This window comes from Pleomorphochaeta sp. (genome assembly GCF_050031695.1).
Classification (GTDB): Bacteria; Spirochaetota; Spirochaetia; order Sphaerochaetales; family Sphaerochaetaceae; genus Pleomorphochaeta.
Genome location: NZ_JBNAIC010000064.1, coordinates 1 through 21,825, shown reverse-complemented (window position 1 = coordinate 21,825; position 21,825 = coordinate 1). Strand labels below are relative to the sequence as shown.

The 21,825-nt window shown below is 28.5% G+C and carries 18 protein-coding genes; 5 read left to right on the top strand and 13 right to left on the bottom strand.

What is annotated here, in order from left to right; all coding sequences use genetic code 11:
• Nucleotides 1-30 precede the first annotated feature (30 nt).
• The 9 genes from ACPKM0_RS11290 to ACPKM0_RS11250 form a co-directional block, all read right to left on the bottom strand.
• Entirely contained in the window at nt 31-1,053 is a 1,023-nt protein-coding gene (locus tag ACPKM0_RS11290) for a magnesium transporter CorA family protein (RefSeq protein WP_472476036.1), read from the bottom strand.
• A 355-nt stretch (nt 1,054-1,408) separates the two neighbouring features.
• On the bottom strand, nt 1,409-3,004 hold the full coding sequence (locus tag ACPKM0_RS11285; protein ID WP_472476034.1) for a hypothetical protein: 1,596 nt from the start codon (nt 3,002-3,004) through the stop codon (nt 1,409-1,411).
• An 81-nt stretch (nt 3,005-3,085) separates the two neighbouring features.
• A complete protein-coding gene (locus ACPKM0_RS11280; protein ID WP_472476033.1) occupies nt 3,086-4,156 on the bottom strand; it encodes an amidohydrolase family protein in 1,071 nt (356 codons plus the stop codon).
• A 2-nt stretch (nt 4,157-4,158) separates the two neighbouring features.
• On the bottom strand, nt 4,159-5,865 hold the full coding sequence (locus ACPKM0_RS11275) for a dihydroorotate dehydrogenase (RefSeq protein ID WP_472476031.1): 1,707 nt from the start codon (nt 5,863-5,865) through the stop codon (nt 4,159-4,161).
• Nucleotides 5,866-5,869: 4 nt separating this feature from the next.
• A complete protein-coding gene (gene pyrF, locus ACPKM0_RS11270) occupies nt 5,870-6,733 on the bottom strand; it encodes an orotidine-5'-phosphate decarboxylase (RefSeq protein WP_472476030.1) in 864 nt (287 codons plus the stop codon).
• Between the two features lie 9 nt (nt 6,734-6,742).
• Nucleotides 6,743-7,441, bottom strand: coding sequence for an orotate phosphoribosyltransferase (locus ACPKM0_RS11265; protein WP_472476028.1), 699 nt, complete (start codon nt 7,439-7,441; stop codon nt 6,743-6,745).
• A 23-nt stretch (nt 7,442-7,464) separates the two neighbouring features.
• Nucleotides 7,465-9,045 (bottom strand): bifunctional aspartate carbamoyltransferase catalytic subunit/aspartate carbamoyltransferase regulatory subunit, encoded by a 1,581-nt coding sequence (locus ACPKM0_RS11260; RefSeq protein WP_472476027.1) that lies wholly within the window; start codon nt 9,043-9,045, stop codon nt 7,465-7,467.
• A gap of 224 nt (nt 9,046-9,269) precedes the next feature.
• Nucleotides 9,270-11,804, bottom strand: coding sequence for a GumC family protein (locus tag ACPKM0_RS11255; RefSeq protein ID WP_472476026.1), 2,535 nt, complete (start codon nt 11,802-11,804; stop codon nt 9,270-9,272).
• Between the two features lie 23 nt (nt 11,805-11,827).
• Entirely contained in the window at nt 11,828-13,408 is a 1,581-nt protein-coding gene (locus ACPKM0_RS11250) for a polysaccharide biosynthesis/export family protein (protein ID WP_472476024.1), read from the bottom strand.
• 470 nt (nt 13,409-13,878) lie between these two features.
• On the opposite strand from ACPKM0_RS11250, the gene ACPKM0_RS11245 reads away from it, so the two are divergent.
• The 5 genes from ACPKM0_RS11245 (at nt 13,879) to ybaK (ending at nt 19,207) form a co-directional block, all read left to right on the top strand.
• Nucleotides 13,879-14,976 (top strand): BMP family ABC transporter substrate-binding protein, encoded by a 1,098-nt coding sequence (locus ACPKM0_RS11245; RefSeq protein WP_472476022.1) that lies wholly within the window; start codon nt 13,879-13,881, stop codon nt 14,974-14,976.
• 101 nt (nt 14,977-15,077) lie between these two features.
• Nucleotides 15,078-16,598, top strand: coding sequence for an ABC transporter ATP-binding protein (locus ACPKM0_RS11240; RefSeq protein ID WP_472476020.1), 1,521 nt, complete (start codon nt 15,078-15,080; stop codon nt 16,596-16,598).
• 3 nt (nt 16,599-16,601) lie between these two features.
• Nucleotides 16,602-17,666, top strand: a complete 1,065-nt coding sequence (locus tag ACPKM0_RS11235; RefSeq protein WP_472476018.1) for an ABC transporter permease — start codon at nt 16,602-16,604, stop codon at nt 17,664-17,666.
• Nucleotides 17,666-18,637, top strand: a complete 972-nt coding sequence (locus tag ACPKM0_RS11230; RefSeq protein ID WP_472476016.1) for an ABC transporter permease — start codon at nt 17,666-17,668, stop codon at nt 18,635-18,637. Before ACPKM0_RS11235 ends, ACPKM0_RS11230 begins: the two co-directional genes overlap by 1 nt.
• Nucleotides 18,638-18,730: 93 nt before the next feature.
• On the top strand, nt 18,731-19,207 hold the full coding sequence (gene ybaK, locus ACPKM0_RS11225; RefSeq protein ID WP_472476014.1) for a Cys-tRNA(Pro) deacylase: 477 nt from the start codon (nt 18,731-18,733) through the stop codon (nt 19,205-19,207).
• A 29-nt stretch (nt 19,208-19,236) separates the two neighbouring features.
• On the opposite strand, the gene ACPKM0_RS11220 is transcribed toward ybaK, so the two are convergent.
• The 4 genes from ACPKM0_RS11220 to ACPKM0_RS11205 form a co-directional block, all read right to left on the bottom strand.
• Nucleotides 19,237-19,629, bottom strand: coding sequence for a RidA family protein (locus tag ACPKM0_RS11220; RefSeq protein ID WP_472476012.1), 393 nt, complete (start codon nt 19,627-19,629; stop codon nt 19,237-19,239).
• A gap of 54 nt (nt 19,630-19,683) precedes the next feature.
• Nucleotides 19,684-20,334, bottom strand: coding sequence for an HAD-IA family hydrolase (locus ACPKM0_RS11215; RefSeq protein WP_472476010.1), 651 nt, complete (start codon nt 20,332-20,334; stop codon nt 19,684-19,686).
• The gene (locus tag ACPKM0_RS11210) at nt 20,331-21,119 is read right to left on the bottom strand and encodes an inositol monophosphatase family protein (RefSeq protein ID WP_472476008.1); all 789 of its coding nucleotides are present in this window, start codon (nt 21,117-21,119) and stop codon (nt 20,331-20,333) included. The genes ACPKM0_RS11215 and ACPKM0_RS11210 overlap by 4 nt, the downstream gene beginning before the upstream one ends.
• Before the next feature lies 1 nt (nt 21,120).
• On the bottom strand, nt 21,121-21,825 hold a 705-nt coding region (locus ACPKM0_RS11205), incomplete at its 5' end, for a hypothetical protein (protein WP_472476007.1).

The following is a 21,825-nucleotide window of genomic DNA, read 5'->3' as shown; positions in this document are numbered from 1 at the left end:
CCTCATATAAAATAATTAAAAATATATTAATCATGATAATTGTTTTTTAAGTTTTTTCTTTTTCTTTTTATCTTTTTTATGCTTTTCTTCTATCGAATTGGCTCTTTCTACTAAAGAAGTATTACGTTTATCTGAGATGAACCAAGATCCAATTATTGCAGAACAGATACAACCTACCAACAACCAAAACCATACAAAAGGTATTGTTGAAAATGGTAATTTTACATTCATTCCATAGAAACTTACGATAAAGGTTGGGAACATGAGTGCAATAGAAATTATTGTTAATCTTTTCATTATCACATTCATATTATTACTAATAACAGAGCCAAAAACATTCATTGTACCAGCTAATAAGTCAGAATAAATATTAGCCATAGAAATAGCCTGTTTATTATCAACTATGGTATCTTCTAAAAACTCAACTTCTTCTTCACTTTCTAACTTAAAATATGGTGATTTTTGCAATTTTTCTAATAATAATTCATTAGTAGTTAAACTAGTTTTAAAGAAAACTAAACTTTTTTGAATTTGCATAAGTTGTAATAACTCTCTATTCATTACAAATCCAGAAAGCTTCTCTTCAACTTGGTTTTTTTGTCTATTTATATATTTTAAAAGTCTGATGTAAACTAAAGCAGCTCTCTCCATTATAGAAATAACAAAACCTTCTTTAGTTTCAACAGGATATTGTCTAAACCTTTTTCTTGCAAAATCTTCTAATACTACTGAATCACTTTGACAAATTGTAATAACCATATTTTTATATAGGATAATACCTAAAGGAATGGCATATTGGTTTACCCCTTCACAATCATCATCCTTAGCAGGAAGTCTAACAATCAAAGCGGTATAATCATCTTCTTTTTCAATACGTGCTTGTTCATCTGGGTCCATAATATCTGCAAGAAGTTCACTATCTATAGCATATTCTTCTTCTAAAATAACAATATCATCTCTATTGATATCTCTAGCATCAACCCATACATAATCTGTTTCTTTTGGAGTATCACCTGGAACGCGTGATACTACATTATTTCTAATTGTAATCATTTTTTGTCCTCCAAGACGTTTCCTCTTAAAGAACAATCAAAAAAAACTTATATTAATTTGAAAGAGGAAACGGTGAATTTATTAGTTATATGTCTAGGCAAAGGACTGCCACTATCATCTGACATCTATTTTCCTCCTCTAAAGATTATTTAAAAATTTATTATAAAATAATATCCCTTAAAAACAATATATTATAAAGTTTTTATATTTTCAACCTCAAACAAAATAGAATTAGTTAGTTGCGAATAATTAGCTTGTTTTATTTTTAATAAAAATATTTGAGACACTTAAAATATTAACTAAAAATGCCTAAATATAAGTTATAAACAGTTTTTACTTAGATTATAATACTTGTTTACTCTGTTATCTCACTATCTTTTTCTTTGCTTATTTTTTTCTTAGAAAGTTCTAACCTTTGTTGTTTTTGTATTTTCTTTTCTCTTTTTATTCTTCTTCTTTCAAGCTGTTGAGTTAATTCATAACTAGTAGGTATTGATTTATCATTCATTTCTTTAACATACAAAATACCACTATAATCTAAAACAACTAAATAATGATAAAATTGGCTCTCTTTTTTATTTATTTTATCCTCAATAATTAAATGAATATGATATACACTGTTATTTGGTTCATTAATATTGTCTATATCTAAATAATTATCAATCATTTCTTTAAACCAATCATCCATTCTTATATGATCAACTAATGCTATATTAGTTAGCCAAGGCCTTATATATATATCTTTATTCTTAACTAAAGGATATATTTTTAAATAATGAGAAAATTTCACAACTGATTCTTCTCTAAACATTTTATAAAATGGATTTTTACTAATCTCCCTTCTTACATCTCTCACTTTTTTATTTACAGTATTTTCAGTTTTATATTGTAGATTATTTTTTGCAGAACAAACTTTTTTACCAGTTCTAGGAGATATATATGAGTATATTTCATCAGCAACAAGACTTGGTTGAAATATATTAAATATTCTTTTTATCGCATCTTTGATTCTATCTTTAAACACATAAATGATAATTACTAATAATTCCCAACGAATTGTCTTTTCAGCAAAATAAGATTGAGCAAAAAAAGTTGCAATCAAAGTAAAGGTCATAGCTAATGATGCAGCAACTCCTGCTACTATTTCATTTATCCGTTTGGGAGTTTTAGAAACCATGGGTTCAAGTCTTAATACACTTTTACTCCATTTTCTAAGAGATTCTCTTCGATAAGCTAAAGATTCTAAATCTTTATTACTTTCATACCCCATATTTTTTCTTCGTCTATTTTCATGATTAATAATCTTAGATAAAATATTATTTACTTTTCTATATTCTTCATTTTTTTCACAAATACCAAGTATTTCACTAGTGTATTGTTCACTTGTTAAACTACAAGCTTCATCTGCCCATAACAAAGCTTGCAAAAACATATTGTTTTTTAATTTTAATTGCTTAATATCATTAATTAATAGAGTAAATTTAGATTCAATAATCTTACGTTTTTTTCTACAATCTTTGATTTTTAAATATAATTCATCTTTCTTTTTTTCTTTAATTAAACAATAACAATCAGATTTTAAATTAACTAATTGATGTCGAATTGTATTTACTGTAGCTTGAGCTTCATGTGTAAATTCAATATCACTTATTTCTAAAGTTTCCCCAGATTTTAATAAGTCGATATACTCGTTTAGCTTAAATAAAGGACTAATTTTATTATTTTCATTAATTAATTCATCTAAAGATAACTCAGGTGAAGCATATCTTCCATGTGTTTTGAATTTATGCCTCATAGATTCTAAAGAAGTTGTAGTTGCATTTACATTTAATTGATCTGGAGTAAAAAGATAATAAGTTATATTTTTTTTAAGTACTTTCTTTTTTGCAAAAGGTAAAATAAACTTTATCTCTAAATGCCTTGATGAATATTTTCTAACTTCAACCATCATTATTTCTCCTCTCTTTTTATTATTTAAGAGAAAAAATATTTCAAATTATCTTCTTTGAGATTGAATTTACTAATAGTTCTGTTACTTATTTCTCAAAGAAATAAATGCATCATAAGGATATTCTTTAGAAGCTTCATTTGATATTTCTCTTAATTTAAAAGCTTGCTTAACATTAAAATTTACACCTTCTTTATCAAGATTGAATATTTTATAAACATTTCGTCCCATTAAATCTTTTATTCGATTTTTAGAAACTTTTTTTCCCATTAATTTTTCAATCAGCAATAAAGTTGAAGAAAATCCTGGTATACCACTAGCTCCATTTTTCTTATCTCTTATTGTATGTGGAGCATGATCACTTTCGATAAAATCAATACTTCCATCTTCTAACCCTAACATTAAAGCTTCATTATCTTCTTTTTCTCTTAAAGGGGGGTTCATTTTAGCATACGAAATGTTATTAGCACTTTTTTCATCTAATAATACATGATGAGGAGTTACTCCGCAACAAATTTTAAAAGACAAATTTTCCATCTTTGCTTGTTTTACAAGTTCTAATCCTTCTTTTGTGCTGATATGTGCTATATGAATAGTTCCTTCAAATTCTGCTTCTTTTGCAAAATTAATCATATCTTTAATACTTTCTATTTCAGCTATTCTAGGTCTAGCAATACTTTGGGTTGAAAAATCACTTTTGTTAAATTTTGAATTATCTAATAAAGATTCTTTTTCACAATGTATTGCTAATACACCTTTATAGTTTTCTTTTTTTAATACTTCAAAAATATGTCTTTGTTTTTCTTCATTAATTATCCCCATATTCCCTGTAGAATGACCTGCAAATAACTTTAACCCTATAACCATAGGAAATAATTCATTATATGTTTTAACTATTTCTTTTATTTGAGTTTCATCATTTGTTACACCCGCATAAACATGATAAAAAATATCTTTCTTTTTTAATTCCATAATTGCCAAATTAGCATCTGACAACCTATCTAAAATAGTTTCTCTATCAGTTAATGGAGGATTAGTGTTTGGCATATCAAAAACTTCATTAATTCCACAATCATATGCTACTTTTAAGCCATGAAGTATTGTTTCTTTTTCACTATCATTCCAATCTCTTAAATGAACATGGGGATCTACCATAATTACCTCTTTATTGTGTCTGCTTCAAATTCTTCTAAATATTCATATTTTACAAAAGTTCCGTTTTGACAAGTTAATGACTCTCCACATACGCACTCTCCACACATGCCGACACCACATCTTGTGCTTTTTTCCATCGATAAATATAATCTTGATTTATCAAATCCTCTAGCAATCAACTTATTAGCAGCTACAGACATAAATATTTCTGGACCTACTAGATATATATTAGTATCTTCTAAAATTTCAAAATTATCAATTTCATTTAATACTCTTGCAACAACACCATTATCACAAACACATTTAAAAGGGCCATATGGAGTTAATGCATATTCTAACAAAGCATCTTTTGCATTCTCTTCTGTTGTTCCAACATATGTTCTTATTGAAGTATTTTCTTTTTTTAATTTTTTACATAGGGCAGGAAGAACAGCAACTCCAGTTCCACCAGCAATTAATATAGCATTTTTACTAGTTTCGTTTTGAATTTCTTTACCGTAAATACCTCTTACATATATTTTATCATTTACTTTTAAATCCCAAAGAGCTTTAGTAAATTCTCCACGTCTTTTAATAACAAAAGTAACAGGACTATCATTAGCTAATGTAAAAGGTTTTTCACCAATCCCTGGTAACCAAAGAAAAGCAAACTCACCTGCCTTGCATTCTAAATCTTTGTCTAATTCAATTATTATAGTATCTTTGCCATAATAACAAATTTCTTTAACAAACATCTCTTTGTATTCCATTTGTCTTTCATTAATTAAAAAATCTTGTGAGACTAATTGTTTAGTAGAATATTCTTGTTTTACTAATGATAAGAATTTGCTCCAATTTGGTTGTTTTACTCTAGCAAAAGCTGAACCTATTCCTACAGCATCACAACCGGCTTCAACCATTTTTCTAGCTTTAATACCATTATCAACACCACCCATACCTAATATAGGGACTTCATCACCAATATATTCTCTTATTTCTTTAATGCATTCAATTGCTCTATCATAAACCCAATTACCACTTTTACCACCTTTACCACCTAGTTTGTTTTGTAATATAGGAGTATTAGATAATGGATCCATATGAACTATAGGACCTACAGTATTAATTGCTACAATACCATCAGCACCATTGTTAACACAGGCTTTAGCAATTTCTCCAATATTGTCAACATTTGGAGTCAATTTAATAAATAATAAACTACTGAAATCTTTTATGCTTTTTTTTATTTCTTTGACATATGTACTTGCAATATTTAGATCACATCCAATTGAAGCTCCAAATCCTTTTGAAGCATGAGGACAGGAAAAATTTAACTCTATTGAATCAGCTAAACCATTAAAAGCTCTACATAATGTTATAAAATCTTCTATTGTACTAGCTGATACACTAACATTTAAAAAAGCATTTAAATTATTAGCTTTAAGTGTTTTTACATCTTCAATAGCAACATCCAAACCTGGATTTCTTAACCCTACAGAATTACCAAAATTTCCAGCCTCTGTCTCACATAGAATTGGTTCTCGATTTCCTAAATTTGGTGTAACTTGATAACTTTTTGTAGTAATAATATCAATTTCTTTAACATTTTTATCAACAAATTTAATAATTTTTTTGTTGGTAGTTATTACTCCACTTACAGTTGATAAATATAATGGAGCATTCTCTTTACAATGGTTTTTATATAATGTTTCTAATAGTGTCTTTTTCATAATGTTATAATTTTGTCTCTTCTAATAAATCTCTTATTTGTGTAATACATAAATCCAACCAATTTTCAGGAGCATATCCTTTTTTCCAAGGATGAGTTAATGCACTAGAACTATTTATTCTTGCTAAATACAATGGATAATTAGCTTCATTTAAATTAGCAATTACTTCTGTTGCACTTCCCCCTTGAGATCCAACACCTGGAATTAACATTGGTATCTCTTTATCACTATAATATGTTGAAATATCTAATAGTTCCTTCATTGAAGTTGCACCAACTACAGCACCAATACCTTTTTCTTTTTCACTCCAGCTGACAATTTTCTCACTAACATTTAGATATAATGGTTTATCATTTTCACAAACTAAATTTTGTAAATCCTTTCCACCTGGATTACTTGTTCTATTTAATACATATAATCCTTTATCCTTAACTTGGAATGGAGAAACTGAATCACTTCCCATATAAGGAGATACTGTAGTTGCATCACAATTCCATGTATCAAAAGCTTCAATTGCATAATTTAAACTACTTCTTGCAATATCTCCTCTTTTAGAATCTAAAATAACAGGAATAGATGGGAAATAATTATCTAACATATCTAATACATCGCCTAAAGCTAATGATCCATCAAAATTCTCATCTCTAGGTTTATCAAGAGCTTGATAATATCCAATATTAGGTTTAAATGCAGAAGGGATTAAACCAGATAAACTCATCCTTCTAAATAGTTGATAAAAATGTTCACTTATTTTTTCTCTAACATTTTTGTCGGAATCTTCTAATACTTCAATTTTAGGATCTAATCCCATACATGCTATATTATTAACATGTTTTGCACTTTCTTCTAATTTTTGTATGTAATTCATTATAAACTCCTATTTTTCAACTTTTTTAAAGCCACGATTTATTCCCCAACTAAAAGGATCTTCTCTCCATTCTCTTAAATCTTTAGCCTCTTCTTCATTTATATATTTTATTTCTACAGCTCTTTTAATCATTGTATCATAATCTAAAATTGTAAAAGCTTCACATTTAGGATCTAATGAATCAAATGCTTTTAATGAAGCATCAAGACCATAAGTAAAAATAGCTAGAGTATATGGGCAAACTCCGTTAGTTTCAACTATTGCTTTAACTGCATTAATTGAAGATCCACCTGTTGAAATTAAATCTTCAATTAATAGTACTTTCTTACCTTCATAGCTTTTAGAATTACCTAAACCTTCGATTTTTTGATTTAATCCATGATCTTTTGATGATGATCTAACATAAGATAAGCTTTTACCCATTTTATCAGCTAGAGTTGTTGCATGAGGTATACCAGCAGTTGCTGTTCCTGCAATATTATCTGGATCAAAATCTAAGGCTTTTGCCATTTTTTCAAAAGCACTAGCTATTAATAATCTAGCTTCAGGACTTTGTAATAATCTTCTATTATCATTATAAATTGGCATCCTATATCCACTAGCCCAAGTAAAAGGATCTTTTACTTGTAATTTAATAGCACCTAATTCTAATGCAATATCTACTAACTTATTCGCATATTCACTTTTTATTTCTTCAATTTTATTCATTTTTTTCTCCTACTTTTTTATTTCTATTTAAATATTTCTTTAAAACTATGAGCTTTACCACAGTAACTACAAATAAACTTATGATCTTTAGTTCTAAAGAACATTGCCTCTACATCTTCCCCTTGTTTTGGATTAGATATACATGCTTCATTTTTACAACACATGTTTTCAAAGTTATAAATTCTAGGTGGCATTGTTGTTCTATATTTTTCTACTACAACATTATCTTTGATAATATTAAGCGTACAACCTGGAGCAATAGCTGCTAACCTTTTCAATTCTTTTCTAGTAAAGGTCTTATTTCCAGGTCTAAACAATATTCCTTTATATTGATTATCAGAGCCCATGCTTACCCATTCACCACCTTTAGAATCATCAATATCCATAACTCTACTAATTAAAGCCATATGCTCTCTAATTTCTTTAGGACTATCGCCTTTACAGATATGATCAATAACAATTCCTGTGTGTATTGGGTTAACACCTTCACTATAATCTTTTTTCTTAGTGCTTTTTCCAACTTTATCTACACTAAAAATATATTCTTCATCAATATATTTTGGAGTTTTTGATAATGTTGGATTAAAATCATTACCTAGAGAACCACCTAACAAACCTAATAGAATAATTCTTACATACATTCCATTGATTGATTGTTTTTCCCATCCGTTTAATGTTGTTTTATCTAAAAATGTTGGAATTGTTGGAGTTAATTTATGACGAGGTAAAGGATGATAAAATTTTGTATTTTCTGGAAGTTTTTCTATAAACTCTTTTCTAAAAGTTATGGATGCTCTTAATTCTGTTTGTCTCTTTAAGATTTGTTCCCCCATTCTTTCTAATTGAGGTCTTGTGAAATACCACTTATTAGCAACATTACCACTATTTATGTATTCATCTATTGAAGAGTAAATATTAACAGTAAAACCATTCTCATTCATAATATTTATATAAGTTTCAGGCATTGCTAATTCTATAGGTGCAACTAAATCAATTGTAACATTTTTAAATATTTTTAAACCATTAGCTTTTGAATGAACTGTTCTTCCATGAAATAAATCACCAACTAAAGCAATATGTATATCATCATAGTTAAATTCATTATCTTCTAAAAAAGTATATTCATCTAATAACTCTTGGGTAGGATGTTCATGTTTTCCATCTCCAGCATTAATAAAAGAAGGTTTAATTAAATTATTTCTTTGAGCAAACAATGAACATTCATTTTCTAAATGAGCACAAACACCTTCAACTTTACTTCTGATAATGAAGATGGAATTAGAGTAACCAGCTAAAGTATTAAAGGTATCACTAAAACTTTCCCCTTTATTAAAAGAAGATGTAGATGTTGCTAATTCACTAACTTTAGTTTGATGGAATTTAGCTGCATTTTTAAAGGATTCTTTAGTTCTAGTAGAATCTTCTAAAAAGACTTCGTAGATACCAAAATCTGGATCATTAATCCTAAAATCATCTAATTTTGCTTTGTCTTTATTACTCATAGCAGCTTTTAAACTTTTTACTTTATCAAATAAGTAAGCCCTCTCTTCAATATTAAAATCATCAATAACACACAAAGATCTTCCAACAAAATAATTGTCCATATTTTCTCCTCACAAAAAAAAATCAGTCTAATAAAAGACTGATTTAACAAATAAATAAATAGATAATAGAAGTAAATAAGTTATTATATAATCTTTTATATAAGTGCTTTAAAAGTTTCATTTACTTACTCCTACAATAATCATAATCCAAATTTTTTTCATACTATAAAAAAACTTAGTCAAAATCAAGGGCAAAATTAGTATTTTCTAATTTATATTAAAATTTATTCCTTATTTTCCCCGTTTTGTTGTGTTTTTTTTATTTTCCCTTTTGAAGATGGGTCATTTTCTAAGAAAGTAAAAATATCATCATAATTTACTTCCTTGTTATTTAAATTTTTATCTGATTTGGAACTATTCAAATCTTCAGGTTTTTTCCAATTAGCTTGCATATTTGCAATTGGTGCTGTTGGCCTCTTCTTTTGCCAATCAGTATCTCTAATTTTTCTATATTTTAAACTTTGTTTATATACCCTAACAGCTTTATGTCTTGAAGTAACAGCTCTATTATTTTTACTCTTTTCAGAACCATAAAAATATTTACTACCATACTTACTTCCATAACCATAACCATATTTAGAGCTAACATTAGCAGTAGTTTCAGCATCTTTAGGTAAACAAGAATTTAGGACAACCCCTGAAATCTTATTCTCTACCCTATTTAAGGATTGTAATAAAGTATTAAGAGCTAATTTTGTAGTAATATTTGCTCTAATATTTATTACTAATGAATCAAATCTTTCTCCAAAAGTCATAACTTCAGAAGCATATTCTAGTGGAGGTGCATCAATTAAAATATAGTCATAATATGGTCCAATCAAAGAATTTAGGTAATCCATTTTTGGACTAGTCAATACTGCAATAGGAACTAAAGGTAATCTGCCAGGTGGTAAAATATGTAATAATGGCATTTCCTCAATAGGTTGAACAATAACATCCTCAAATTCAAGATTTTCCTCTTGAATTAAATTTACTAACCCAACTTTTGCTCTTGAATAACCAAACTTAGCTTCAATAGATGGCATTCTAAAATCACCATCGACTAATAAAACACGACTTCCCATATTTGCTAAACATAGAGCCATATTAGCAATTAATGTACTTTTACCTTCACTAACATCACAAGAAGTAACTGTGATACTTCTGTTTTTATTTACACCTGATGCATATATAATATTAGAAACAATAGCCATGTATTTTTCACTTTCAAAAGCTATTGGATCTTCATATACAGATAAGTTTTGATATCCTATATTCTTTTTCCCTGTTGGATTTAGTGTTTTATCTTTAATTAAAGGAATCCAACCCAATAATGGGATTGTGGTGTGTTTTAGCATTTTTCTCAATTGCTCAGTTGTTTTAATAGTATTATCTGTCATATCAACAACTAAAGCTAATAAGAAACCTAATGCAGCACCTAATAAAATAGCAACAGCAAGAATTAACAATTTGTTTGGACTAACAGGGTTAATAGGAACAATTGCTTTATCAACTATTGTTACATTTCCTGAAACTGCTGCTTCAATAAGTTTTACTTCTTCAAGCATTGTTCTAAGTTGTACTCCAATTTGTTGAAGTACTGTAACATCTCTTTGGAGCTCTAAAACTCTTCTCTCTATAATAGGTAACTGATCTAATTCTTCATTAAATTGTAAAGATCTTTCTTCTAATACAGATAAGCCTACTTCACAAGAAGCTTTAGATAATATTGATCTAGCATATTCACTAATTAATGCATTAGAATATATATCATCAGTAGAATAAGTTACTAATTCTTGATTCAATGTATCTAACATTATCTTACTTTTTTGAGATATTGTACTTGTTAATTCACTTGTTCTAGAATTTATTGTATTAAAATCATCACTAGAGGACGCTGAAGTTAATACAGCTTCATACATTATTAGCTCAGCTTCTGAAACTTTATATTGATCACTTAGTTGAAGAAATTCATCACTATTTACCAATTGATTATAATCAGGCAAAACAATATTTTTATCAAGCATTGCTTTTTGAATATTTTCTATTTTACTTTCAGCTTCAACTATTTGAAGTTTTAAAGGTTCTTTTCTTAGTTCATAATAAGATATTTGATCTACTAAAGAAGAAGATTTTTCTGTTAATTGAAGAACACCTGACTCTTCTTTATAATCACTTAATTTATTTGAAGCTTCATTTAATTCAATTTCATTTATAGGGATTTGTTCTTCTAAGAATTCTTTCTGTGTTGTTTTAGAGTTTTTAGCAATACTTGTTAATAGAGTATCATAGCTTGTAGATAATGCATTAGCTAAATCAGCTGCAAATTCAGGATTTTCATCAGTAACTGAAATAGAAACTAATTGAGTATCTTTTACAGAGGATACAGATATTGAATCACTAGTAGGGCCTATTTTATAGAATTCACTATATGGGATTCCAACTGAATCTTTATACTGAGACAAATCTAATAGAGATAGAGCACTATTTATATTCGCTCTACTTTTTATCAACTCAACTTCAGTAGATATTTTAGAAGAACTAGAACTAAGATTAGACATCATTAAATCATCTAAGGAGGATGAAGTAGTTATAGGTTCTACTAATACTGTTACAGTTGATGAATACTGAGGTATAACATATTGAAGATAGATTACTGCTGCTACAATAACTAATATCATAGTAGAAATAAACCAAGAGAACCTCGCTTTAAATATTTCCCATAATTCTGATATACTTATTCCTTCTTCATTTATATTATTTTCATGATTTAAATCCACAAATTTCTCCTTAAAAAGCTAAATTAAAATAAGCTTACAGTATTACTTACTATTAACGTAGTATAATACACAATTGTAATGATAGAAGAAACTAGAGCTATATTAGCTACTAAATTATCCTCTTTTACATAAATAGTTGAATCGTATGGAATATCAGAATCTCTATCAATTCTATTACCATTTGAATCTGTTACTGTAATTTTATCAGAAGCATCAGAAGTATATCCACCTGCTAAAGAAATATAATATTCTAATTTTTTATTTGGTTCATATACGAAGGTTCCGCTTCTTTCAACTTCACCTTGTACGTTAACATATTTATTATCAAAAGGAATGATTATTCTATCTCCCGCTTGAAGAGTAACATCATCATCTATATTTTGAGTTATATAGTCTAATATGTTGATACTTATCTTCTCGTCATTTCTTATTAAATAAGAATGAGATAAATCACTATTTGCTACAAATCTCACAGAAATGGTTTCTAACATTTCTTCTAGAGTTTCTTCTGGATAAAAATTATAAATTATTTTATTCTGACCTGAAGATATTTGAGAATATGCATTTTCATTTGTAATAGAGCTATTAGAAATAGCACCTTCAATAAATACACATTCTTTTTCTATTTGAATGCTTGGAATAATAATAGTATCTAAATTATTAATTGTTATATCATCATCAATATCAAAATCTATTTCATTATATGTATTAGATTCATTATTATATCTACTTATATAAAGAGAATCTTTATCTGCTTTAGGTAATATACCATCTGCATAAGTGTCAATAATTTCTTTTAAAGTTTCACTGTCTTTAACCTGATAAGTTCCAGGTTCATAAACATTTCCTACAATATTAACTACTTTATTAGCTTTCTTTAATATTACAGTATCACCAACTTTTAATAATGGATTTTGATCTAATTGACCTTCTTTTAATGCAGAATATAAATCATAATGATTAATGTTACCATTTTTATCTTTTATTTCAATATCACGTGTGTTTGCTCTATCAGAAGCTATATAAACAACATCACTAAGTCTAGCTAATCCATTTACTGCAAAACTAGTAGAAGATAAAACCTCACCAATTACATCAACAGAAAAAATACCTAAAGAAATAAAGGATACTTGAGGAGAAGAAAAAGCATAATATTTAGATATACTATTCTTAATTAATTCTTTAATTTCAACTAAATTCTTTCCCTCAGCATTTATAATTCCAATTAACGGAATTGCTAGATTATATTCACTATCAACTCTTAATATGATTTCTTTAGATTCATTTCCTTCTAAATAATCAACTTGAAAAGTATCTCCAGGAGTAATTGAATAATTTGAATCACTTATTGCTTGTAATAAGTCTAATTCAGAGTTTAGCAACATTTCACTTTGCTCAAATATTCCTAATTGCTCATTAAATGTTTGAGTTTCATTGGCATATTCTTCAATTATGTTACTATTATCACTAAAATTAGTATATAAAGGTGAATCAATTACAAACCCAGTAAAATCTTCATTTAATTCTATAGAATATATATTTGTAATAGCAAAAAAACTAATTAAAATTATAACAATAATGTGCTTTTTAAAAGTAGAATACACAATTATCTCCTTTAGTGAATTTCTATATCATATATTGACTTATAAAAGTGTAAAAGTCTAGTACTTATAAGATTTTTACTAGGCATAAAAAATTTTATTAAAAAAATAAATAATAACATTTTTATCATACAAAAACAATTTTACTCTACGTATGATAAGCTAAAAAAAATTAATTGAATGATTACTAGAATTACAAATAAGTCATATTTTTCAAAAAATTCACGACAAAAACCTTTATCTTCAATCCGATTATAACATAAATAACAACAAATATGTTGCATATAGTTTTTTTTATAAATATTTTTTTATTTATTGTTGCTTTTTTTTAAAAAATTAACAACAATTAACTTGTATATCTTATTATTTTTGAACATAACAATAAAAAGTTTTTTTGACAACAATAAGGTAGTGCCCTATACTTAAATGTGATATTTATATCGCAATTAGTTCATTATAAGAAGGAGAAAATGATGAAAAAATTAACTATTTTGTTAACTTGTGCTCTATTAACAATCGCTCCAGTATTTGCAGGTGGAGAAACTGAAACTGCTGAAGCTGCTGGTGATTCACCTCTAAAAGTTGGTGTTATCTATATAACAGCCCCTGGAGATTTTGGTTATTCATATATGCATGACCAAGGAACAATTGCTGCTGAAGAATATTTTGGCGATAAAATTGAAGTTATTAGAATGGAAAACATTGCTGAAAACGAAGAAAGCGAAAGAGCAATGGAATCTCTAATCGATGAAGGTTGTAAAATTATTTTTGCAAACTCATACAACTATCAACAATATATGCAAAATGTTTCTAACGAACATCCTGATGTATATTTCGAACACTGTTCAGGTTACTTAGATAATGATAATATGTCTAACTATTTTGGACGTATGTATCAAATGCGTTATTTATCAGGTGTTATTGCTGGTACAATGAGTGAAACTGGAAAAATCGGTTTTGCAGGTGCTTACAACACTCCTGAAGTTGTTCGTGGTATTAACGCATTCACACTTGGTGCAAGAAGCGTTAATCCTGATGCTACTGTTACTGTTGTTTGGACAAATACTTGGTTTGATCCTTCAAAAGAAAGACAAGCAGCTGATTCTTTATTAGATGGAGGTTGTGATGTTATTGCTCAACACCAAGATACTACAGAACCTGCTAAAGCAGCTATCGAAAGAGGCGCTTATGCAATTGGTTACAATGCTAACTTCATGGACTTAACAGGTAGTGACCATGTATTAGTATCACCAATGTGGAACTGGGGTAGCTATATGATTCCTCAAATTCAAAAAGTAATGGATGGAACATGGGAATCTCAAGCATATTGGGGTGGTCTTGATGATGATATGATTTTATTATCACCTATTTCACCTTTAGTACCAGCTGATACAGTTGCTGACATTGAAGCAATTGAACAAGACATGAGAGATGGTTCTTTTGATGTATTCTGGGGTGAACTAACTGATAACACAGGTGCAAAAAGACAAAATGCTGGTGAAAAAATGGAAGATGGCGCTATGTTAACTATGGACTGGTTCGTAGAAGGCGTTATTGGTTCAGCTAAATAATTTACCATAAGTACAATGGTTTGTAGGGGTAGGAAATCTCTTTCTACCCCTATTTTTAAAAAATACAAAAAAATAATAAAAAGATATAGGGACTAATTATTATGGAAAGACCTCTCGTAGTTGAGATGAAAAACATTACAAAAACATTTCCAGGTGTAATTGCTAATGAAGATGTAAACTTACAACTTCATAAAGGTGAAGTTTTGGCCTTATTAGGTGAAAACGGAGCTGGTAAATCTACATTAATGAATATGCTCGTTGGCTTGTATAGACAAGACAAAGGAGATATTTATGTAAACGGAAAACATGTTGTTATAAATTCACCTCAAGACTCAATGGCATTAGGTATTGGTATGATTCACCAAGAATTTATGTTAGTTGGCAATTTATCAGTTGCTGAAAATATTATTCTAGGTTTAAAAGATTTACCTACAGTGCCTCCACTTTCAGAAATTAATGAAAAAATTATAGAATTAAGCAAAAAATATGAATTAAAAGTTGATCCAACAAGACTTGTTGAGACTTTAACCGTTGGGGAACAACAAAGAGTTGAAATTCTAAAACTATTATATCGCGGTGCTGATATTTTAATTTTGGATGAACCAACAGCAGTTTTAACACCTAAAGAATCTCAAGAATTAAATAAGATTCTAAAAAAAATGTTAAGTGAAGGTAAAAGTGCGATATTCATTACACATAAAATGATTGAAGTACTTGAATTTTCGGAAACATTAATGGTTTTAAGAAAAGGTAAATGTGTTGGTGTAAAACCTACTAATACTATAAAAGAATTATCTGAAATTGCTAATTTAATGGTTGGACGTCCTGTTTTATTTGAACTTGAAAAAGGTCCCTTTAATCCAAAAGATGTCAGAGTTGAATTAAAAAACGTTAGTGTTAATTCAAAAAACCAAGCAAGAAAAACATTAGATAATATTTCTTTTTCTATTAGAGGTGGTGAAATATTTGGTATTGCAGGTGTTGCAGGGAATGGACAACAACCTCTAAGTGAAGTTATTACTGGATTATTAAGAATCAATGAAGGTAATATCTTTATTGATGGAAAAGACTACACTAATAAAACTCCTTTGCAAATAATTAACGCTGGAGTAAGTCATATTCCTGCCGATAGAGGTAGAATGGGCATAGTTGGAGATATGAGTGTAGGAGATAATTTAAGTATGAAAAAATATCGTACTGAAGAATTATCTCATAACCATATGATTAATAAGTCAAAAGTAAGAACTTTTGCAAAGCGATTAATTCAAAAATTTGTAATAAAAACCCCAAACCAATTCACAAGTGCAAAATTCTTGTCAGGTGGTAATATTCAAAAAACTATTCTTGCAAGAGAAATTAACTCATGTAAAGGTATTTTAATAGCAGTTTATCCTTCAAGAGGACTTGATGTTGGAGCAATAGAAGCTGTTAGACAAAATATTATTGAACAAAGAGATAAAGGTTCTGCAGTTCTTTTAGTAAGTGAAGAATTAGATGAACTTAGAACTGTTTGTGACAGAATAGCCGTTATGTTTGAAGGAAAGATTATGGATATCATGGATGCAGAAACTGCTTCTACTGAAGAAATTGGCCTTCTAATGGCTGGTGTACAAAGGAGTTAATTTATGGCATTCGTAATTGAAAAAAGAAACGAGAAATCAAAAAAAATGCAAATATTAATTCCTATATATTCATTATTGATTTCTTTCGTATTAGGAGCAATTGTTTTACTTTTATCTGATGCAAACCCAATTGCTACTTATAGAGCTATTTTTAGAGGAGCTTTTGGATCAAATACTAAAATACAGTATACCCTTGTAAAAATGATTCCTTTATTAATGTGTGGATTAGCTGTTGGTATAGCATTTAGATTAAGATTCTGGAATATTGGTGCTGAAGGTCAATATGTAATGGGTGTAATAGGTATTACATGGGTAATGCAATTTTGGACTTGGTTACCAGGAGCATTATTATTACCAATTGGCTTAATTATGGCTATTCTTTTCGGTGGTATTTGGGGAGGAATTCCTGGTGCACTAAAAGCCCAATGGAAAGTTGATGAAACATTAACGACCCTTATGATGAACTATATAGCTATTGGGATTGCTGAATACTTATATATTTCAGCTTGGAAAGCTCCTAAGAATAATATGGGTACTGTTAAATACCCTGAAGTTGCATGGATAAATAGAATATGGGGAAAAGTTCACTGGGGAATTTTTATTGCTTTAATCTTAGTAGTTATTCTTTATTTTATTCTTTATAAAACACGTTGGGGTTTTGAATTGAATATGATAGGTAAAAACAGTGAAGCTGCAAGATGCCAAGGTGTTTCAATCAAAAAAAATATCATTTTAGCAATGTTTTTCTCAGGTGCAATTGCAGGCTTAGCTGGTGGTATAGACTCAGCAGCTGTAACACATTGTTTAACTAAAGGTGTTAACAGTGGATACGGCTTTACAGGTATTATTGTTGCTTGGATGAGTGGACTAAATCCTTTTGTTTCTATAATTGTTGCATTATTTTTAGCTGCATTAGAAACTGGTGCTGACGCTTTACAAATAACAATGAAACTTCCTTCTGCCATGGGCGAAGTATTACAAGGATTAATTCTAATTCCTCTATTAGCTGGAAATATTTTTATTGATCACAGATTAAAAAAAGCTCCTAGAGTAAAGGAGGAAAAATAATGAATACAATAGATTTAATTACAAAATTATTAGCAGCTACTTTAGCGATGGGAACAAGCTTAACTTATGCAACTCTTGGTGAAGTGTTTACTGAAAAATCAGGAGTATTAAATTTAGGTGTTGAAGGTACTATGTTAATGGGTGCCCTATCTGGTTTCGCAATGACTTATCATACTGGTAGTTTATTCTTAGGTATTATCATTGCCATGTTAGCCGGTGGTGTATTTAGTTTAATTCATGCATTTCTTACTATTTCTTTAAGGTCTAATCAAGTTGTTACAGGACTTTCCATCACAATGTTTGGAACAGGTTTAGCAAACTTCTTAGGAAAAAGACTAGGCCCTGTTGAAAATAGTCTAAACTTAGTTGGATTAAATTTACCAAGCAAATTTGAGAATATTCAAATACCTTTCTTAAATGAAATTCCTATTATTGGTGCATTATTCGATGTTTCAATACTTACTTATATGCTATATATTTTACTTCCTCTAGCTTGGTATTTTATGTATAAGACAAAATATGGCCTAGCATTAAGAAGTGTAGGAGAAGCTCCTAGAACAGCAGCTGCAATGGGTATTAATGTAAATAAAACTCGTTATATTTATACTGTATTCGGAGGTATATTCTCTGGTATAGGAGGAGCAGCTCTTTCATTAAGTTTTACTCCTTCTTGGAATGATAGCATGACTGGCGGTATCGGTTGGATTGCAATCGCTTTAGTTATTTTCTCTGCTTGGAATCCAGCAAGAGTTGCAATTGGTACTCTTGTATTCGGTGGAATTACAAGTTTACAGTTCTTCCTACAAGCTGCAGGCTTTAAGATGATTATTCCAGCACAGTTTTTAGCAATAGCTCCATATTTTATCACTATTATTACATTGATATTTATGACAATTAACAGTCTTAAAAAACGTGGTAGTTTTGCATCCCCTTCCGCTTTAGGTACACCTTTTGCAATTGATGAAAAATAATTATTATTTTTATTAATATTAAAAACCCTTTAGAATTTTCTAAAGGGTTTTTCTATATTTACTCATTTTTTCAATTGTTTTATTATATGAAATATGAGTGATATTAAAAAAACCAACGCAATGAGAATACTTGAAAAAAATAATATTGAATATGAATTATTCTTATATGAAGTTGATGAAAATAATCTTGATGCTATTCATGTTGCACAGTCAGCAAATCTTGATATAGATTTAGTATATAAAACTATTGTTTTTGTTAATGAGAATAAGGAAAATTTTGTGTTTTGTTTACCTGCTGAATTTAATGTTAGTTTAAAAAAGGCAAAAGCTATTACTCATTCAAAAAGTCTTGAACTTATAAAAGTTAATGAATTAAAAAAAACAACAGGATATATTAGAGGTGGGTGCTCACCTATTGGGATGATAAAATCATATGAAACTTTCATCTCAGATTTTGCCCTTATGGAAGATCAAATTTATATAAGCGGCGGAAGGAGAGGCTTACAAATAAAAATAAACCCTACAAAATTAGCAAGATGTATTGATGCCTCATTTGAAGAGTTTATATAATTATTATTCTATAAAAAGAAATTTATATTTTATTTAACTAAAGCAACAGCTTCAATTTCAACTAAAACATCTTTAGGTAATTTTGCAGCTTGTACAGCTGAACGAGCTGGTTTAATACCTTCATTAAAGAATTTAGCATAAACTTCATTCATTGCAGCAAAATCGCCCATATCTTTTAAGAAAACAGTAGTTTTAACAACATGTTCCATATCACTACCACCTGCTTCAATTACAGCTTTTAAATTAGTTAATGATTGAGTTGTTTGTTCAACAATACCACCTGTTATTTCTCCAGTTTTAGGATCTGCAGGAATTTGGCCTGATGAATATACAAAAGGACCTGCAACAATACCTTGACTGTATGGACCAATTGCTGATGGTGCATCTTTTGTTGAAATTTCTGATTTATTTAGTTTTTCCATAGTTTTCTCCTTAAAATTCTACATATTCTTTATTTTTTTTAAAATAATTTATATTTATAGTATATATGATAAAATATCTTTTGGGCTAGTAGCAATTCCAATCATTGTTGAAGATACTTGAGTTTTTTTAGTAAAACCAAATCCATAATTAACCGCTAAAAATTTTATTTTTGCTTCTTTTGCGGCTGTTTCATCATGGTATGTATCACCAATTAAAACTGTATTATTTTTTTCTATATTAAAATGTTCTACAATTTCTTCTAAGATTTGAGCTTTGTACTTAGTTCCTTCAATATTAGTTCCATCTATATATTCAAAATATTTAGCTAAATTTAAATGCTCTAACATACTTAATACGATTTCTTTGTATTTCATTGTTGCAATTGCTAAAATATAACCTTTTTCTTTTAACTCAATTAATACATCCTCTATTTTATCAAACACATTAACTTCATACTGACCTTTCTCAAAATATCTACCACGATAAATATTGCAAGCGTCATCAATTAATTCATCTTCTAAATTAAATGTAAATTTAAAACAATCTTTTAATGGAGGGCCAATGAATTTATTTAATTGATCTATATCGGTTTCTTCTTTTTTCCCTAGTTGTTTAACTGTCCAATTAGCCGTATTATAAATTCCAGGAGACGAATCAACAATAGTTCCATCAAAATCAAAAATTATTAATTTTAAATTACTCATTTTACCTCATTTTTTAATATATGTTCTTCAAACCAATTAAATAGTTCAAAATTTGTCGCAACTAAATTATATTTTTCTTCTATTTTAGCTTTTTCGAAATAAAATTTACCACCTGCTTCATCTAGAATAACTTTCCCTGCTGCAAAATCATAATATCCTAAAAACAATTCGTAATATCCGTCTATCGATCCATTTGCAATATAACATAATTCGAGGGCACAAGAACCATATGATCTAATATCACTACAATGTTTTCCTATATAATGAGATTTCTTAACATAATCTTTATATACTTCTTTATATCTATGAGGGGGCACACAAACATTAATAGAATATTTAATATCATTAATACTTGATACTTGAATTTTCTTACCATTTTGATATGCTCCTAATCCCTTTGCAGCATAAAAAATATCATCAAAAACCGGAGCATATACAACACCTATTATTGGATTTCCTATTTCTTTCTCAAAAGCTATACTAACAGCCCAATTTGCTAAATTCCTAAAATAGTTTGTAGTTCCATCTATTGGATCTACTACCCACCGACCTTCTCCTAATATTTCATCGCTTTCTTCACCTAAAAAACCATCACATGGAAAAGCTTTCTTTAATTCTGAATAAATTAATTGCTCTGTTTCCTTATCTGCTGTTGTTACAAAATCATTCTCTTGTTTTTCAGATACAGTAAAATTATTATTTTTACTTTTTTCAAGGGCAAACTTACCTGCTTTCTTTGCAATATCAATTGCAACATTTAATCGTTGGTTCAATAAGTCATCCATTTTATTTTCTTTTCATCCTATTTACAGTAGATACAACAAATTTCCAATCTGCAGCATCAAAATCTTTTTCAGCTATTTCAATTTGTTCAACACTATATAAATTACCATTGTTATTATATTTTAAAACCAATGCATTCCAGCTATCCTTTTGCTGAGAATACATAACTGCACCTAAATTATTTTTTCTTTCCCACAATTTTAAATTATCACTATTTTCTAAAGCAATTACTAAAGTTAAATTATATCCAGGGATAGTAAACATTTTTTCTTTTTTATCTTTTCTTTGTTTTGTTATTGCCTGATTTAATAAGTAATCAATACTTGTTAATAAATCATATTCATTTTCTTTACAGATATTAAAAAATGAGCTCTTTTCTTCATCAACAAAAGAAACAATCTCATAAACTCTCTTTGGTAATAAATCTTCTAAAGTATTATATTGAGTTTCAAATATAGCATTTTGTAAAATTGCATTAGAATTTTTAATGTCAACATTGATTATTTCTTTTTCAATATTGGCTTTAGGTTGTTCTATATTTTCAACAATTTCATTAGCTTCAACAATTTCATTAGCTTCAACAATTTCATTAGCTTCAACAATTTCATTAGCTTCAACAATTTCATTAGCTTCAACAATTTCATTAGCTTCAACAATTTCATTAGCTTCAACAATTTCATTAGCTTCATCTATTTCATTAGCTTCATC

What these genes read in the sequence shown, in the direction of transcription:
- ACPKM0_RS11280 (WP_472476033.1), bottom strand. Translation starts at nt 4,156, where the DNA reads ATGGTAGATCCCCATGTTCATTTAAGAGATTGGAATGATAGTGAAAAA.
- ACPKM0_RS11235 (WP_472476018.1), top strand. Translation starts at nt 16,602, where the DNA reads ATGGCATTCGTAATTGAAAAAAGAAACGAGAAATCAAAAAAAATGCAA.
- ACPKM0_RS11290 (WP_472476036.1), bottom strand. Translation starts at nt 1,053, where the DNA reads ATGATTACAATTAGAAATAATGTAGTATCACGCGTTCCAGGTGATACT.
- ACPKM0_RS11265 (WP_472476028.1), bottom strand. Translation starts at nt 7,441, where the DNA reads ATGAATAAAATTGAAGAAATAAAAAGTGAATATGCGAATAAGTTAGTA.
- ACPKM0_RS11260 (WP_472476027.1), bottom strand. Translation starts at nt 9,045, where the DNA reads ATGGACAATTATTTTGTTGGAAGATCTTTGTGTGTTATTGATGATTTT.
- ybaK (WP_472476014.1), top strand. Translation starts at nt 18,731, where the DNA reads ATGAGTGATATTAAAAAAACCAACGCAATGAGAATACTTGAAAAAAAT.
- ACPKM0_RS11275 (WP_472476031.1), bottom strand. Translation starts at nt 5,865, where the DNA reads ATGAAAAAGACACTATTAGAAACATTATATAAAAACCATTGTAAAGAG.
- ACPKM0_RS11285 (WP_472476034.1), bottom strand. Translation starts at nt 3,004, where the DNA reads ATGATGGTTGAAGTTAGAAAATATTCATCAAGGCATTTAGAGATAAAG.
- ACPKM0_RS11240 (WP_472476020.1), top strand. Translation starts at nt 15,078, where the DNA reads ATGGAAAGACCTCTCGTAGTTGAGATGAAAAACATTACAAAAACATTT.
- pyrF (WP_472476030.1), bottom strand. Translation starts at nt 6,733, where the DNA reads ATGAATTACATACAAAAATTAGAAGAAAGTGCAAAACATGTTAATAAT.
- ACPKM0_RS11210 (WP_472476008.1), bottom strand. Translation starts at nt 21,119, where the DNA reads ATGGATGACTTATTGAACCAACGATTAAATGTTGCAATTGATATTGCA.
- ACPKM0_RS11230 (WP_472476016.1), top strand. Translation starts at nt 17,666, where the DNA reads ATGAATACAATAGATTTAATTACAAAATTATTAGCAGCTACTTTAGCG.
- ACPKM0_RS11245 (WP_472476022.1), top strand. Translation starts at nt 13,879, where the DNA reads ATGAAAAAATTAACTATTTTGTTAACTTGTGCTCTATTAACAATCGCT.
- ACPKM0_RS11215 (WP_472476010.1), bottom strand. Translation starts at nt 20,334, where the DNA reads ATGAGTAATTTAAAATTAATAATTTTTGATTTTGATGGAACTATTGTT.
- ACPKM0_RS11220 (WP_472476012.1), bottom strand. Translation starts at nt 19,629, where the DNA reads ATGGAAAAACTAAATAAATCAGAAATTTCAACAAAAGATGCACCATCA.